The following is a 15,343-nucleotide window of genomic DNA, read 5'->3' as shown; positions in this document are numbered from 1 at the left end:
CCTATTCCGCCGCCACGGGGGTCGCCGCGGCCGCGACGGCCTCCGGTCCGCGGATGGTCATGAGAAGGTTGAAGGTCATCACCAAGGCGCCCGCCAGGAACAGAAGGCCGCCGCCGAGGCGCATGAGGTAGTAGGGATGGAGCGCCGCGACCGTCTCCGCGAAGGAGTAGACGAGGCCGCCCTGCGCATCGTATTCGCGCCACATCAGGCCCTGCATGATGCCGGAAACCCACATCGACGCGGCGTAGATGACGATGCCGATGGTGGCGAGCCAGAAGTGCCAGCTGACGAGCTTCAGGCTGTACAGGGCTTCGCGGTTCCACAGGCGCGGAACGAGGTAGTAGAGCGCGCCGAAGGTGATCATGCCGTTCCAGCCGAGAGCGCCGGAGTGGACGTGACCGATGGTCCAGTCGGTATAGTGGCTGAGCGAGTTGACCGACTTGATGGACATCATCGGGCCCTCGAAGGTCGCCATGCCGTAGAAGGCGACGGCCAGCACCATCATCCTGAGGATCGGATCGGTGCGCAGCTTGTCCCAGGCACCCGACAAGGTCATCAGGCCGTTGATCATGCCGCCCCAGGACGGCATCCAGAGCATGATCGAGAACACCATGCCGAGCGTCTGCGCCCAGTCTGGCAGCGCCGTGTAGTGCAGGTGATGCGGGCCGGCCCAGATGTAGAGGAAGATCAGCGACCAGAAGTGGATGATCGACAGACGGTAGGAGTAGACCGGCCGGTTCGCCTGCTTCGGGATGAAGTAGTACATCATGCCGAGGAAGCCGGCAGTGAGGAAGAAGCCGACGGCGTTATGGCCGTACCACCACTGCGTCAGCGCATCCTGGACGCCCGAGAAGGCCGAGTAGCTCTTGGTGCCGAGGAAGGAGACGGGAACGGCGAGATTGTTGACGACGTGCAGCATCGCCACCGTCACGATGAACGCGAGATAGAACCAGTTCGCGACGTAGATGTGCGGCTCGCTGCGCTTCATCAGCGTGCCCATGAAGACCACGAGATAGGCGACCCAGACGACCGTCAGGAAGATGTCGACATACCATTCGGGCTCGGCGTATTCGCGGCTCTGGGTGATGCCGAGGAGATAGCCGGTCGCCGCCATGACGATGAAGAGCTGGTACCCCCAGAATACCCACCAGGCGAGATTGCCGCCGAAGAGGCGCGCGCGGCAGGTGCGCTGCACGACATAGAAGGAGGTGGCGAGAAGGGCGTTGCCGCAGAAGGCGAAGACCACCGCCGACGTATGCAACGGCCGCATCCGGCCGAAATTGAACCAGGGCTCGATGTTGAGCTGGGGATAGGCGAGTTGGGCGGCGACGACGGCACCGACGAGGAAGCCGACGACGCCCCAGAAAACCGTCGCGATGGCGCCGGCCCGCACCACGCCGTCGCAATAGGCGCCGTCGTCGCGCACGCCGAGGATCGCGACCGACTGTCCGACCGGCGTGTCGTTGCGCAGGAGAACGATGGCCGCCGTGCCCAGGACAAATAGCAGGACATAGGCATGGTTCTGGAACGCCGCATCTGCCGCGGCCAGTGCCGCCAGGAGCGCCAGCAGCGCTCCGAGGCCGGCGATCGTCGCCTCCGTACCGAATTTCATCCTGGACCCCCTGTCGCCCGTAATCGTCCCGCCTCGCCGGTCGAGCCGGCTCACGATGACTTTCCCGGTAGCGCGGGGCACGGGCGGGTGCCTTGATCTGGATCAAGGCGAGGCACGGCGACAGGACGGGGATGCCCGCGAGACGGCCGCCGGGAAATCGAGCCCTATGCCGGACGCGCCGCGGTGACGGCGGCGAAGGCGTGGGTGAAAAGACCGCGGCGACCCTCTTCCAGCCGGCAGAGCGGGCTTGCCGGCCAGAGCCCGGAGAGCTCGGTGCCGGCAAAGCCGGCGCGAACGCTGACGGCAGCATCATGCCGCGTCACGTCGTTGGCGCCGATCGCCCAGAGCATCCGCGCGGCAAGCAGCGGAAAGGCCGTGCGGCGCGGCTCGGTGGCCACGAAGACCGGGGCCATCGGCGCCAGGCGCGCGAGCAATCCGGCGAGCGGGCCGTCCTCGAAATGATGCAGGAAGAGGTTGGTGGTGACGGCATCGAATCGCTCGTCCGCGGCATCCATTGCCCAGGCGAAGATGTCGGCCTCGACGACATGGACGGTCCAGCCCAAGGCGGCGAACTCCGCGATCCGCTCGCGAGTGACGAGGCTCTGGCGATCGAGGAGGAAGAGGTCGACCTTCGGCCAGTGCCCGTGGAGCCGGCGGGCCAGCGACAGCATGAAGCTGCCATCCCCTGCCCCGATCTCGAGAAGGCGCCGCGGCGGCGCGGCGAGATGCCGGGACAGGAGGCCTCGGGTAATGCCGGCCTGGAACATCAGCGCGTTGACGCGGCGGAGATCCCGGCGCGAGGCCACGGCGCGGGGATCGTCCTCGGCGAGGTCGTCGAGGATCTCCGGGATCACCTCACGCTGGGCCAGCCGGGAGCTCATCCCACCGCCTCGAACAGCATGGTCTCCGCCGTAAGGCCCGGGCCGAAGGCCATGCCGCAACCGCGCATGCCGGGCTCGGCCGTCGCCAGCATCTCCTCCAGCACGAACATCACCGTCGCCGACGACATGTTGCCCCTGTCGCGCAGCACCTTTCGCGAGGGGCCGAGCGCGTCTGCCGGAAGATCCAGCACCCGCTCCACGGCGTCGAGCACCGAGCGACCACCCGGATGGACGGCCCAGAGATCGATGTCCCTCACCGCCGCCCCACGCAGGAAGACGTCTCGGCACGTCTCCAGCGTCTCCTCGATGGCGCGCGGGACACGGCCGGAGAGCACCATGTCGAAACCGTCGTCGCGAACGCTCCAGCTCATCAGATCGGCCGTATCGGCGGCGAGCAGCGCCTTGAAACTGTCGAGCCGGATCCCCGCCGGATCGGCGGTGACGAGCGCCGCCGTGCAGCCATCGCCCCAGAGACAGAAGGAAAGAAGCTTTTCGAGGTCCTTCGTCTCGCGCAGATGCAGCGTGCAGAGCTCGATGTTGACGACGAGCACCCTCGCCTCCGGCTCGGAGCGCACGATGTGGCGGGCGAGCTTCAGGGCGTTGATCGCGGCATAGCAGCCCATGAAGCCGATCATCGTGCGCTCGACGGAGGGGTCGAGGCCGCAACGGGCGACGATCTCGAGGTCGATGCCGGGCGCCGAGAAGCCGGTGCAGGTGGCGACGATCAGATGGGTGATGCGGCGAATGTCGTTGCCGAGATCGAGCCCGCCGATCGCCCGCGTCGCCAGCCGATGGGCCTGATCCTCGAACATGTCCATGCGCCGAGCCGTGCCGGGAAAGGCCCCGCGCCGATAGAGATTGCCCTGATCCAGGCACTCTCCTTCCGGATCGCCCGATGGAACGAGGCAGGAATAGCGGTGCTCGATCCCGCCCTTGTCGGCCATGCGGTTGAAGACGGCCTGGCGGCGGGGATCCTCAACCAGTTGCGAGGCGGCGAAGCGAAGAAAATAACGATGCACTTCGTTCTCGGGGACCGCCGAGCTGACGCGGTTCAGATAGGCGTGGGACAATCGCAGAATCGCTTTCCATGCACGAAGAGCGGCAGTGCCCCTCGATCAGAACTAGCAATCGTTCCCGCGCGATCAACAAGATAACGAAAACGTATAGTTGGCCGGGTCACCGGCCATCCTTTCCAGCAGGAGTCCCCGATCGGGCCGGTCGGGTTCAGCGACCGTGCGCGCGATCCGGTCGCGCGTATCCGGCAATTGGCCGACGAAGGCGGGCGCGGCGGTGCTGTCACCCGTCCCGACCTCCCCCGCCCCTCGCCATTCAGCGTGGCTGTCCGACAGCGCGCCCTGCCGCGTCCGGAACGGCAAGACTCGCATGTGCTGCCGCGAGGCTTTCCATCGTCTGCGCAAGCGCCGGCGCGGCGGCCACGGCCTTGCCGCTGGTGGTATCGACATGCAGAAGCATGTGCTCGCCCGTCGCCACGACGTCGCCGCTCGTGGCGTTCGTTATCGTGTGGAAGATCCGCAGCCGCTTGCCGTCGCTGGAGAGCACCTGTGTCGAGACCGCCAGCCGGTCGCCGACACGGCACTCGGCGAGGTGCCGGAGATGGCTTTCGACCGTGTAGAAGCTGCGGCCGGCGGCCAGCATCTCGGCGTCGAGGCCGATCAGCGCCAGCAGCGCGTCCGTCGCCTCGCCCAGTACCTGGAGATAGCGGTATTCGGTCATGTGGCCGTTGTAATCAGCCCATTCCCGCAGGACGGTCGCGGTGTGGAGGTCGAGCGGCCGGGTGATGTCGGGCTCGGCAGCCGCCGGCGCCGGCTGGGCCAGGCTCGCCTCGTAGGTGTTCAGCAGCTCGCCCGCGCCCCAGCCGGCGCCGCCCGCCTGGCCGGCCAGCGCGCGCATGATGGCGACGAGGTTGTCGTCGCGGATCCGCTCGAGGTCGCGGATCGACAGGCCATGAGCCTGCGCGTCCGACTGGTCGGAGATCTTGTCGACGAGCGCGTCGGTGAGGTCCGGCACGTCCATCAGCTTCGTCCACGGCCATTTCAGGCAGGGACCGAACTGCGCCATGAAGTGGCGCATGCCGGCCTCGCCCCCGGCAATTCGGTAGACCTGGAAGATTCCCATCTGGGCCCAGCGCAGGCCGAAGGAATAGCGGATGACGTCGTCGATCTCCTCGGCGGTGGCGACATCGTCGTTGACGAGCCACAGCGCCTCGCGCCACAGCGCTTCGAGCAGGCGGTCGCCGATGAAGGCGTCGATCTCCTTGCGAACGTGCAGCGGCTTCATGCCGAGCGCGGCGTAGAAACGCTTGGCCGTCTCGATCGTCTCGGGCGCCGTCGCCGCGCCGGCGACGAGCTCGACCAGCGGCACGAGATAGACGGGGTTGAAGGGGTGGGCGACGAACAGCCGCTCGGGCCGCCGCATCGCCTGCTGCAGGTCGCTCGGCAGGAGACCCGAGGTCGAGGAAGCGACGAGAGCGCCGGCCCGCGCGTGGACGTCGATCTCGCCAAGGATCTTCTGCTTCAGCGCCAGCTGCTCGGGCGCACTTTCCTGAATCAGATCGGCATCTTCGACAGCTTCCCTTAAGGTCGAAACGAAGCGCACCGTGCCGAAATCAGGCCTGTCGCCCGGGATCAGCGCGGCGAAGGCGCGCGCGGCATTCTCCATCAGCCCGGCGAGCTTGCGCTCGGCCTCCGGGTCGGGGTCGTAGACGGCGACGTCGTGCCCGTTCTGGGCAAAGCGCGCGACCCAGCCGCCGCCGATGACGCCGCCACCGATGACGGCGACTTTCCTGATTCCGTCCATGGCCCTTACGTCCGCTTCTTGAGGTGCAGCTTCGCCCGCGTCTCGGCGGGGGTGAGGACCTTTGCGCCCATCGAGGTCAGCGTCGTCTTCGCCGCCGCGACGAGATCGCCGTTCGAGGCGAGCACGCCCTTGCCGAGCCAGAGATTGTCCTCGAGCCCGACACGCACATTGCCGCCGGCGAGGGCCGCGAGCGCCGCATAGGGGAGCTGGTTGCGGCCGATCGAGAAGGCCGAAAAAATCCAGTCCTTCGGCAGGTTGTTCACCATGGCCATCAGCGTGCCGATGTCGTCCGGCGCGCCCCAGGGAATGCCCATGCAGAGCTGCACCAGGACCGGGCCGTCGAGGAGGCCCTGTTTCTCCAGCCATTGCGCCAGGACGAGATGGCCGGTGTCGAAGATCTCGATCTCGGGCCTGACCCCCAGCGCCTGGATCTGCGCCGCCATCGCCTTCAGCATGGCCGGCGTGTTCGTCATGACATAGTCGCCCTCGCCGAAATTCATCGTGCCGCAGTCGAGCGTGCAGATCTCCGGCAGGAGCTCGGCGACGTGGGCAAGGCGCTCGGTCGCGCCGACCATGTCGGTGCCAACCCGCGAGGGGGGCAGCGGCGCCTCGACCGATCCCAGCGTCAGGTCGCCGCCCATGCCGGCGGTGAGGTTGAGGATGACGTCGACGCCCGAGGCGCGAATGAGGCGCACCGTCTCGCGGTACAGGGCGAGATCGCGCGAGCCCTGCCCGGTCGCGGGATCGCGGACGTGGATATGGGCGACCGCCGCCCCGGCCTCCGCCGCCTCGATCGAGGCCGCGGCGATCTGCTCCGGCGTCACCGGCACCTTGTCGGAGCGCCCGGCGGTGTCGCCCGCCCCTGTGACGGCGCAGGTGATGAAGACTTCGCGGTTCATGCCAAGCGCCATGTCGTGTCCTTCCAGGGCCGATAGAGGACCACCATGCTGGCGAAAGCCGGCTGCGCTTGCGATACACGGTGCGCAGAAACCGATACGGATTGCGCATGCACGCCAATATTTTCGCAGCCGGCGACGACGTTCTCGCCATCGATTTCCTGGTCCTGCCGGAGTTCTCGCTGCTCTCCTTCGCCTCGGCGGTCGAGCCCTTGCGGGCGGCCAACCGGGTCGCCGGCCGGACGCTCTATCGCTGGCGGGTTCTTTCTTCCGATGGTGCGGCCGTTGCGACGTCCAGCGGCCTGCGCCTTGAGGTCGATGGCATCTTCGATCCGCAGGCGACAGGCGATGCGCTCGTCGTCGTCGCGGCGTTCAACGTCGCCCGTCATGCGGGGCCGAACCTCGAGAAGGCATTGAGGCTCTGCGCCCGCCGCCGACTGCCGCTCGGCGGGATCGAATCCGGCGCCTTCGTTCTGGCCAGAGCCGGCGTCCTCGCCGGGCGGCGGGCGACGACGCACTGGGAGGATCTTCCCTCCTTCACCGACCGTTTTCCCGATATCCTGGTCTCGCCGAGCCGCTACGTCGTCGACGGCGACCGCTTTACCAGCGGCGGCGCCTCGCCGACGCTCGACATGATGCTCGACCTCATCCGCCTCCGGCAGGGCTACGCGCTGGCGCTGAGCGTCGCCAGCATCTTCATCTACGAGCGCGCGCATCCCGCCGAGGATCCCCAGCCCAGCCTCTCGCTCGGCCGGCTCGACTGGTACGAGCCGCGGCTTGCCGCCGCGATCCGCCTGATGGAGACCCATCTCGCCGATCCCCTGCCGATGTCGTCGCTGGCGCGGCGCCTCGGGACGAGCCGAAGGACCCTCGAAATGCTGTTTCTTTCCCATGTCGGACAGTCACCACAGGAGTTCTGCCGTGGTCTGAGGCTCGAGGCGGGGCGGCGATTGGTGCTTGAAAGTCGCGACAATATATCGTCTGTTTCGACACAGTGCGGATTTCAGTCCGCCTCGGCTTTCGCAAGAGCTTTTCGGCAACGCTATGGCACGAGCCCCGGCGAGGCACGGAACGCCCGGCGCCGGCCATAGTCATCGGGTTCGGGCCATAGTCATCGTGGGACTTTTCCCTTCGGCGCCGATGGCCTCCGAGAAGACCGCTCGCTGCAGTGCAATATTTTTGCACATGCCGACTACAATTTCGGCAGATCATCTGTTCTGTGCTTGGCCGACAGACCCTTTGGCGAGTCTGTGCAGACACGACAAGCGATGTCGCACGTGGACATCTTGCTTTCCCTGGCCAACGATAGCTTGTATTGCGGCGGTCCTGACGATGTCAGCCGCGGATCCTGGCATCACGGTCGCAGCGCGCGGCCCTTTCGACAAACCGCCGGCAAACGGAGACGATGATGAGCGACTATCTGAAATATCTGGGCAGCCAGGTCACCCGCGGCGGCATGAGCCGCCGTGATTTCATGGGCCGGGCGCTGGCCGCCGGCGTCAGCCTCTCTGCCGCCGGTTCGATGTTCGCCACCAGCGTCGCGGCGGCCGAACCGGTGAAGGGCGGCCACCTGAAGCTCGGTCTCGAAGGTGGTGCCGCCACGGACGTGCTCGATCCGGCCAAATATCTCTCGCAGGTGCTCTTCGTCGTCGGCCGCAACTGGGGCGACATGCTCGTCGAGAGCGACCCGCTAACCGGCCAGCCCGTCGCGGCCCTTGCCGAATCCTGGGAATCCTCGCCGGACGCGAAGATCTGGACGTTCAAGATCCGCAAGGGCGTGCAGTTCCACAACGGCAAGGAGATGACCGTCGACGACGTGCTTCAGACCCTGAAGCGCCACACCGACGAGAAGTCCGAATCCGGCGCGCTCGGCGTCATGAAGTCGATCGGCGACATCAAGGTCGAGGGCGGCGACCTCGTCATCACGCTCGCCGAAGGCAATGCCGACCTGCCGCTGCTCCTGTCCGACTACCACCTCATCGTCCAGCCGAACGGCGGCTTCGACGACCCCAATGCCGCGATCGGCACCGGCCCCTACAAGGTCGCCAGCTTCGAGCCGGGCGTGCGCGCCACCTTCGAGAAGAACCCGAACGACTGGCGCCAGGACCGCGGCTATGTCGATTCGATCGAGATCATCGTCATCAACGACGCCACCGCCCGCGTCGCCGCCCTCTCCTCGGGGCAGGTCCACTTCATCAACCGCGTCGATCCGAAGACCGTCGGCCTCCTGAAGCGCGGCCCGAACGTCGAGATCCTGAACACGTCGGGCCGCGGCCACTACGTCTTCATCATGCACTGCAACACCGCGCCCTTCGACAACATCGACCTGCGCCTGGCGCTGAAATACGCCATGGACCGGGAGTCGATGGTCAAGACCATCCTCGGCGGCTACGGCAAGGTCGGCAACGATTTCCCGATCAACGAGACCTATGCACTCTTCCCCGAAGGCCTGGAGCAGCGCGCCTACGATCCGGACAAGGCCGCCTTCCACTTCAAGAAGTCCGGCCATGACGGCGCCGTTCTCCTGCGCACCTCCGACGTCGCCTTCCCCGGCGCGGTCGATGCGGCCGTGCTCTACCAGGAAAGCGCCAAGAAGGCGGGCATCAATATCGAGGTGAAGCGCGAACCCGGCGACGGCTACTGGACGAACGTCTGGAACGTCCAGCCCTTCTCCACCTCCTATTGGGGCGGCCGGCCGACGCAGGACCAGATGTACACCACGGCCTACTATTCCAAGGCCGACTGGAACGACACGCGCTTCCTGCGTCCGGACTTCGACAAGATGCTGCTCGAAGCCCGCGCCGAGCTCGATGAGCCCAAGCGCAAGGACATGTATCGCACCATGGCGACGATGGTGCGCGACGAGGGCGGCCTGATCCTGCCGATGTTCAACGACTTCGTGAACGCCTCCACCAAGAAGGTGAAGGGCTACGTCCACGATATCGGCAACGACATGTCGAACGGCTTCGTCGGCACCCGCGTCTGGCTCGAAGCCTGATGGCTTCCGGGCTCGGGACAACCGAAAAAGGCCATCCGGCCGGCACCCTGCCGGCGGGAGACCCCCTGGCGACGGCCGGTACCGCGGGCTCCGTGCTCGTCTCCCTTCCGCCGGCGCCCCGGTCGACCGAGCCCGGAACCTCGGCCCTGCGCCGGTTTGCCGGGACCTATCCGCTGGCATCGATGATCCTTCAGCGGCTCGCCATCAGCTTCGTCCTGCTTCTGGCCGTGTCGCTGCTGCTTTTCCTCGGCATCCAGGCGCTGCCGGGGGATTTTGCCCAGACCTATCTCGGCCAGTCGGCGACGCCCCAGGCCGTCGAGAACATCCGGCGCGAGCTCGGCCTCGACCAGCCCGCCGTCACCCGCTACCTCTCCTGGCTCGGCGGCGCCCTCCAGGGCGATTTCGGCACGTCCTGGGCAAGCCGCAATTCGATCACCGAGCAATTGTCGAACCGGCTCGGCAACACGCTGTTCCTTGCCGCCTTCGCCGCCGTCGTCTCGGTGCCGCTCGCGGTCGGTCTCGGCATGCTCTCCGTCTTCTACCGCGACCGGCTGCCGGACCGGGTGATCAACGTCTTCTCGCTGGCCGCGATCTCGCTGCCGGAGTTCTTCGTCGGCTACCTCTTCATCTTCCTCTTCGCGATCAATCTCGGCTGGGTCTCCTTCCCCTCGACGGTCTATGCCGGGATGCCGTTCCTCGAGCGGGTCGAAGCGATCATCCTGCCGGCCGGAACGCTCGTCCTCGTGGTTCTGGCCCACATGATGCGCATGACCCGCGCCGCGATCCTCAACGTCATGGCGAGCCCCTATGTCGAGACCGCCGAGTTGAAGGGGCTCTCGAAGATGCGGATCATCGCCAAGCATGCCGGCCCGAACGCCATCGCGCCGATCATCAACGTCGTGGCGCTGAATCTGGCCTATCTCGTCGTCGGCGTCGTCGTGGTCGAGGTGGTGTTCGTCTATCCCGGCATCGGCCAGTACATGGTCGACGCGGTGACGGTGCGCGACATGCCGGTGGTGCAGGCCTGCGGCCTCCTCTTCGCGGCGGTCTACATCGTTCTCAACATGATCGCCGACATTCTCGGCATCGTCTTCAACCCCCGCCTGCGGCATCCCAAGTGAAGGCCCCGACATGAGATGGCGCACCATCCCCCTCAGCGCCTGGATCGGCATCGCCGGCATCGCGCTCGCCCTTTTCTGCGCGCTGTTTGCGCCTTTCATCGCGCCTTACGGTGAGACCGAGGTGGTCGGCGACGTCTGGGAGCCGATGGGCGGGGCTTTCCTCCTCGGCACCGACAATCTCGGCCGGGATCTCCTCTCGCGCCTGATCTTCGGAGCACAGACGACGATCCTCGTCGCCGCCTGCGCCACCTTCCTGTCCTTCTCCCTCGGCATCCTCCTGTCCTTCACCGCCGCGGTCCTGCGCGGCTGGACCGACCAGGCCCTGTCGCGGCTGAACGATCTGATGATGGCGATCCCGACGCTGATCTTCGCGCTCGTCGTCCTTGCCGTCCTGCCGCAGAAACTGTGGATCCTGATCCTCGTGATGGCGGTGCTGGATTCGACCCGCGTCTTCCGGCTCGGCCGTGCGGTGGCGACCGACATCGCCGTCATGGACTTCGTCGAGGCGGCACGGCTGCGTGGCGAAGGGACGGGCTGGATCATTTTTCGCGAACTTTTGCCCAACGCCCTGTCGCCGCTGCTGGCCGAATTTGGCCTGCGCTTCGCTTTCGCCGTCCTCTTCCTGTCGACGCTGTCCTTCCTCGGCCTCGGCATCCAGCCGCCGGCCGCCGATTGGGGCGGCATGGTCAAGGACAACAAGGACGGCATCATCTTCGGCATCGGGGCGGCCCTGATCCCGGGCGCGGCGATCGCCGCCCTCGCCGTCTCGGTCAATCTCGTCGTCGACTGGCTGCTCAACCGTACCTCCAGCCTGAAGGGCGGCCGCGGATGACCGACCAGCTCCTCTCCGTCCGCGACCTCGTCATCAAGGCCCGCATCTACCCGCCGGGCGAGCCGGCGCGTGACATCACCATCGTCCACGGCGTCTCCTTCGACGTCGCCAAGGGCAAGGTGCTGGGCCTCATCGGCGAGTCCGGCGCCGGCAAGTCGACCATCGGCCTCGCCGCGCTCGGCTACGGTCGCGGCGGCATCACGATCGCCGGTGGCACCGTCACGCTGAACGGCACCAACCTCGTCGGCTGCACCGCGGGCGAACTGCGCCAGCAACGCGGCGCAAAAGTCTGCTACGTCGCGCAGTCCGCGGCGGCGGCCTTCAATCCGGCCTTCCGGCTCGGCGACCAGATGATCGAGGCAGCGCTGAAGCACGGCCTGATGACGCGCGAACAGGCCCGGGCCAAGGCAGATCACCTGTTCAAGATCCTCGGTCTGCCCGATCCGGAGACCTTCGGCCGGCGCTATCCGCACCAGGTCTCCGGCGGCCAGCTGCAGCGCGCGATGACGGCGATGGCGCTCCTGCCCTCGCCCGACCTCATCGTCTTCGACGAGCCGACGACGGCGCTCGACGTGACGACGCAGATCGACGTCCTCGTCGCCATCAAGCGGGCGATCGAGGACACCGGCACGGCGGCGATCTACGTCACCCACGACCTCGCCGTCGTCGCGCAGATCGCCGACGACATCATGGTGCTGCAGCAGGGCAAGACCGTCGAATACGGCACGACGCGGCAGATCCTCGAGGCGCCGCGGGAGGAATACACCAAGAAGCTCGTCTCGATCCGCCAGCTCGGCAAGGCCGAGGCCACCGACCAGTCGGACAGGCTGCTGTCGATCGACCATGTCGATGCCGGCTACCCCTCGGGCCTGCGCGTTCTCCACGGGGTCTCGATGCATCTGCCGAAGGGCCAGACGCTGGCCGTCGTCGGTGAATCCGGCTCGGGCAAATCGACGCTGGCACGCGTCATCACCGGCCTCCTGCCGGCGCAGAACGGGCGGGTCGTCTTCAAGGGGCGGGAGCTGCCGGCCGAACTCTCCAAACGCTCGCGCGACGATCTGCGCAAGATCCAGATGATCTACCAGATGGCCGATACCGCGATGAATCCGCGCCATACGGTCGCGCAGATCATCGGTCGCCCCCTCACCTTCTATTTCGGCCTGCGCGGCGCCAAGAAGACGACGCGGATCAACGAGTTGCTCGGCCAGATCGAGATGGACGCGGGCTTTGCCGACCGCTATCCGGCCGAGCTTTCCGGCGGCCAGAAGCAGCGGGTGGCAATCGCGAGGGCGCTGGCCGCAGAGCCCGAGCTCATCCTCTGCGACGAGCCGACCTCCGCTCTCGACCCGCTCGTCGCCGACGGCATCCTGAAGCTCCTGATGCGGCTGCAGAAGGAGACCGACGTCTCCTACCTGTTCATCACCCACGACATCGCCACCGTCCGCGCCATCGCCGACAGCGTCGCCGTCATGCACCGCGGCCGCCTGGTGCGCTTCGGCCCCAAATCGGAGGCGCTCTCGCCGCCCTTCGACGACTACACCGACCTGTTGCTGAAGTCCGTGCCGGAGATGCGGGTAGGCTGGCTCGAGGAGGTGCGCGATCAGCGGCGGATGGTGGCGGCGGGGAACTAAGCCCGCCCTCCAGCACCATCGCCGTCGAAGGCGCCCAGAAACGTCTCACTTCAGATTGAAGAGCGTTCCGTGGGCGAGCATCTGGATGTCGACGAACTGCGCCAGCTTTTTCAGCTTGGAGAGCTCGTCATCCGTCACCCGGCGGGGCTTTTTGCCCAACACGCAGAGCGCGCCGATACCGCTCGTGAGCTTGACGCCGGCATAGAAGCGAATGTCGGGGGCGGAGGTGACGAAGGGATTGCTGGCGAAGCGCTCATCCCTCGTGGCGTCTTCCACCACCATCGTGCCCGACGATTGAATCGTGTGGGTGCAGAACGAGTGGCTGCGTGCCGTTTCCTTCACATCCAGGCCGACAATCGTCTTGAACCACTGACGATCGGTATCGATGAGAGTCACCGCGGCGATGCAGGTCCCCGGGAGTGACGCCAAGGCCTGTTCGGCAAATCCGCGAAAAACGTCGTCGTTTTCGGTATCGAGAATGCCGATGTCGTGAAGACGTCTGATCCTCAGTGTTTCCTGAGCGGAATCCATGTCCAGCATAGAACTTCTTACCATCTGACTGTCGGGTCGCCTGACACTATGGGTGATGTAGAGATATATCTTGCGCCGTGGTGTGGTTATCGTACCAGGCAATTTTCAACGAAATTGTTATTTTCGCGTAATTCCCTGCATATTCTGATTGTTTACGACAACGGCCAGCCGTGGGCGACGACTCGGTGCCTCGACGATCGGTTTGGTATCGATCTTGAACTCACTGATCAGCGCCGTCATCTCGGCCGCAGCGATCTCCAGGCTTTGAGCGGCCGCTTTTGAATCAGCGAGCATCTCGGCATTTTGCTGGGTGACGTGGTCCATGCGGTTGACCGCCAGGTTCACATCGCCCAACCCTGCCGCCTGTTCCTGCGCAGATTTGGCGACGGCGGACAGGACCGCATCGATTTCGCCGACTTTGCCGGTAACCCCCTCGAGGGCCGCGGCGGTCTCGTTCACGAGCGCAACACCGCGCTTGATCTGATTGGCGCTCGACGAGATCAAAGCCTTGATCTCCTTGGCGGCAACGGTCGAGCGTTGAGCCAGACCACGGACCTCCTGCGCAACTACCGCAAAGCCGCGGCCGGCCTCGCCGGCACGAGCCGCTTCGACACCGGCGTTCAATGCCAGCAGATTGGTTTGAAAGGCGATTTCATCGATGATGCCGATGACTTCCGCGATCCTGCCGGAACTGACATTGATCTCGCCCATGACCACGGCGGCCTGATTCATCACCCTGCTCGAGAGAAGCGTTCCCGAACGGGCTCCAGAAGCGGCGATGGCCGCCTCCAACGCGCCTTCCGCGCTCTTTTTTACGGTTGCCGTGATCCCATCCAGGGCACTGGCGGTCTCCTGAAGACTGGCAGCCTGCTGTTCGATGCGGCTCGAAACGTCATCGGAGTGCTGGACAATCTGAAGTGTTCCGGTGTTCACCGTCCTGGCGCTGGCGGCCACTCTCGACATGGTCGCCTGCAGCCCGTCGAGTGACGCGTTATAGTCGGACCTGAGCCGCTCGAAGGCGGGAACGAAGGGCCGGGCCAGGCGGTGCTGGAGATTGTTCCGGGACAATTCGGCAAGCCCGCCCGCCACCTCCGCGACGGCCCGCACACGATCGGTAATGTCGGTGGCGAACTTGACGACCGACGTGACCTTGCCGTCGCTGTCCGCAATCGGATTGTAGGACGCCTGGATCCAGACGCTTTTATTGCCCTTGCCGAACCGCTCGAACTCGGCGGCGACAAAATCCCCTTCGTTCAGCTGGCGCCAGAACTCCCGATATTCCGGGGAAGCGGCATAGGCGTCCTGCACGAACATGCGGTGGTGCTTGCCCCTGACCTCTTCCAGGCTGTAGCCCATCAGGCTGAGAAAATTCTCATTTGCGTCGACGATGATGCCCTCGGGTGTGAACTCGATCACCCCCTGGACTCGCTCGATCGCCGCCAGCTTCGCCTCGAAGGTCGCATTGCGCAGGTGCGCGGCGGTGGTGTCGCTGGCCACCTTGACCACGCGCACGACTTTTCCGCGCGCGTTCAGCACCGGATTATAGGAGGCCTGAATCCAGAGCTGCCGACCGCCCTTGCCGTATCGGCGGTACTCCTGATTTTCAAACCGGCCCTGCGCCAGGCCGGACCAGAAATCCCTGTATTCGGCCGAAGCGGCATATTCTTTCTCGACGAAAATGTTGTGATGCCGCCCGACGATCTCGTCGGGTGAGTATCCCACCAGCCCGCAGAAATTCTCGTTCGCAGACAGAATAATCCCCGTCGGGTCGAACTCGATGATGGCGAGGGACTTTCCCAGCGCCTCGATCAGACGTGTCGACTTCGATCCGAAAATATTATGATTGCCAAGCATAGCGAATTAATATCCGGTTGAAGCGACATAGACTGGTGCGGGACTTTTCCGTTTCTGACGATGGGTGTTAGAAACTAAGAAGCTCTGAATTTTTTGTTGAAGTTTCAAGGGTATGCGACGCATTTCTGGGAAACCTCGGCTCTGCATCGGCACACGATCTCGCATTCGCC

Annotated in this window: 12 protein-coding genes; 5 read left to right on the top strand and 7 right to left on the bottom strand. The window is 65.5% G+C overall.

Annotated elements, in window-relative coordinates; translation table 11 throughout:
• Position 1 precedes the first annotated feature (1 nt).
• From ccoN to Sa4125_RS08535, 5 genes are all read right to left on the bottom strand, one after another.
• Complete coding sequence (ccoN, locus tag Sa4125_RS08555) at positions 2 to 1,612, bottom strand: cytochrome-c oxidase, cbb3-type subunit I (protein ID WP_224005943.1); 1,611 nt, start codon at positions 1,610 to 1,612, stop codon at positions 2 to 4.
• A gap of 164 nt (positions 1,613 to 1,776) precedes the next feature.
• Positions 1,777 to 2,493: a methyltransferase domain-containing protein gene (locus Sa4125_RS08550; protein WP_224005939.1), complete on the bottom strand. Its 717-nt coding sequence runs from the start codon at positions 2,491 to 2,493 to the stop codon at positions 1,777 to 1,779.
• On the bottom strand, positions 2,490 to 3,563 hold the full coding sequence (locus tag Sa4125_RS08545; RefSeq protein ID WP_224005937.1) for a type III polyketide synthase: 1,074 nt from the start codon (positions 3,561 to 3,563) through the stop codon (positions 2,490 to 2,492). Before Sa4125_RS08545 ends, Sa4125_RS08550 begins: the two co-directional genes overlap by 4 nt.
• 259 nt (positions 3,564 to 3,822) lie before the next feature.
• Complete coding sequence (locus Sa4125_RS08540) at positions 3,823 to 5,310, bottom strand: carnitine 3-dehydrogenase (protein WP_224005934.1); 1,488 nt, start codon at positions 5,308 to 5,310, stop codon at positions 3,823 to 3,825.
• Positions 5,311 to 5,315: 5 nt separating this feature from the next.
• The gene (locus Sa4125_RS08535) at positions 5,316 to 6,221 is read right to left on the bottom strand and encodes a 3-keto-5-aminohexanoate cleavage protein (RefSeq protein ID WP_224005932.1); all 906 of its coding nucleotides are present in this window, start codon (positions 6,219 to 6,221) and stop codon (positions 5,316 to 5,318) included.
• Positions 6,222 to 6,316: 95 nt separating this feature from the next.
• On the opposite strand from Sa4125_RS08535, the gene Sa4125_RS08530 reads away from it, so the two are divergent.
• From Sa4125_RS08530 to Sa4125_RS08510, 5 genes are all read left to right on the top strand, one after another.
• Positions 6,317 to 7,297, top strand: coding sequence for a GlxA family transcriptional regulator (locus Sa4125_RS08530; protein WP_224005930.1), 981 nt, complete (start codon positions 6,317 to 6,319; stop codon positions 7,295 to 7,297).
• Positions 7,298 to 7,614: 317 nt separating this feature from the next.
• Positions 7,615 to 9,204 carry an ABC transporter substrate-binding protein gene (locus Sa4125_RS08525; RefSeq protein ID WP_224005928.1) on the top strand — a complete coding sequence of 530 codons (1,590 nt, stop codon included), beginning with the start codon at positions 7,615 to 7,617 and terminating at the stop codon, positions 9,202 to 9,204.
• Positions 9,204 to 10,325 carry an ABC transporter permease gene (locus Sa4125_RS08520; RefSeq protein WP_224005926.1) on the top strand — a complete coding sequence of 374 codons (1,122 nt, stop codon included), beginning with the start codon at positions 9,204 to 9,206 and terminating at the stop codon, positions 10,323 to 10,325. The genes Sa4125_RS08525 and Sa4125_RS08520 overlap by 1 nt, the downstream gene beginning before the upstream one ends.
• 10 nt (positions 10,326 to 10,335) lie before the next feature.
• Positions 10,336 to 11,157 carry an ABC transporter permease gene (locus Sa4125_RS08515; protein WP_224005924.1) on the top strand — a complete coding sequence of 274 codons (822 nt, stop codon included), beginning with the start codon at positions 10,336 to 10,338 and terminating at the stop codon, positions 11,155 to 11,157.
• Entirely contained in the window at positions 11,154 to 12,788 is a 1,635-nt protein-coding gene (locus Sa4125_RS08510; RefSeq protein WP_224005922.1) for an ABC transporter ATP-binding protein, read from the top strand. The genes Sa4125_RS08515 and Sa4125_RS08510 overlap by 4 nt, the downstream gene beginning before the upstream one ends.
• Before the next feature lie 45 nt (positions 12,789 to 12,833).
• On the opposite strand, the gene Sa4125_RS08505 is transcribed toward Sa4125_RS08510, so the two are convergent.
• Positions 12,834 to 13,328 (bottom strand): GAF domain-containing protein, encoded by a 495-nt coding sequence (locus tag Sa4125_RS08505; RefSeq protein ID WP_224005920.1) that lies wholly within the window; start codon positions 13,326 to 13,328, stop codon positions 12,834 to 12,836.
• A gap of 108 nt (positions 13,329 to 13,436) precedes the next feature.
• Positions 13,437 to 15,173 (bottom strand): PAS domain-containing methyl-accepting chemotaxis protein, encoded by a 1,737-nt coding sequence (locus tag Sa4125_RS08500; RefSeq protein WP_224005917.1) that lies wholly within the window; start codon positions 15,171 to 15,173, stop codon positions 13,437 to 13,439.
• Between the last annotated feature and the right edge of the window lie 170 nt (positions 15,174 to 15,343).

The sequence above is a fragment of the Aureimonas sp. SA4125 genome (assembly GCF_019973775.1).
Lineage (GTDB): Bacteria > Pseudomonadota > Alphaproteobacteria > Rhizobiales > Rhizobiaceae > Plantimonas.
The sequence above is the reverse complement of the archived record's forward strand: the minus strand, read 5'-3'. Positions and strand labels throughout refer to the sequence as shown.

Excerpts from the sequence above, each read along its gene's own strand:
- Sa4125_RS08515 (WP_224005924.1), top strand. The coding sequence starts at position 10,336 with ATGAGATGGCGCACCATCCCCCTCAGCGCCTGGATCGGCATCGCCGGC.
- Sa4125_RS08505 (WP_224005920.1), bottom strand. The coding sequence starts at position 13,328 with ATGCTGGACATGGATTCCGCTCAGGAAACACTGAGGATCAGACGTCTT.
- Sa4125_RS08510 (WP_224005922.1), top strand. The coding sequence starts at position 11,154 with ATGACCGACCAGCTCCTCTCCGTCCGCGACCTCGTCATCAAGGCCCGC.
- Sa4125_RS08500 (WP_224005917.1), bottom strand. The coding sequence starts at position 15,173 with ATGCTTGGCAATCATAATATTTTCGGATCGAAGTCGACACGTCTGATC.
- ccoN (WP_224005943.1), bottom strand. The coding sequence starts at position 1,612 with ATGAAATTCGGTACGGAGGCGACGATCGCCGGCCTCGGAGCGCTGCTG.
- Sa4125_RS08535 (WP_224005932.1), bottom strand. The coding sequence starts at position 6,221 with ATGGCGCTTGGCATGAACCGCGAAGTCTTCATCACCTGCGCCGTCACA.
- Sa4125_RS08525 (WP_224005928.1), top strand. The coding sequence starts at position 7,615 with ATGAGCGACTATCTGAAATATCTGGGCAGCCAGGTCACCCGCGGCGGC.
- Sa4125_RS08530 (WP_224005930.1), top strand. The coding sequence starts at position 6,317 with ATGCACGCCAATATTTTCGCAGCCGGCGACGACGTTCTCGCCATCGAT.
- Sa4125_RS08550 (WP_224005939.1), bottom strand. The coding sequence starts at position 2,493 with ATGAGCTCCCGGCTGGCCCAGCGTGAGGTGATCCCGGAGATCCTCGAC.
- Sa4125_RS08540 (WP_224005934.1), bottom strand. The coding sequence starts at position 5,310 with ATGGACGGAATCAGGAAAGTCGCCGTCATCGGTGGCGGCGTCATCGGC.
- Sa4125_RS08520 (WP_224005926.1), top strand. The coding sequence starts at position 9,204 with ATGGCTTCCGGGCTCGGGACAACCGAAAAAGGCCATCCGGCCGGCACC.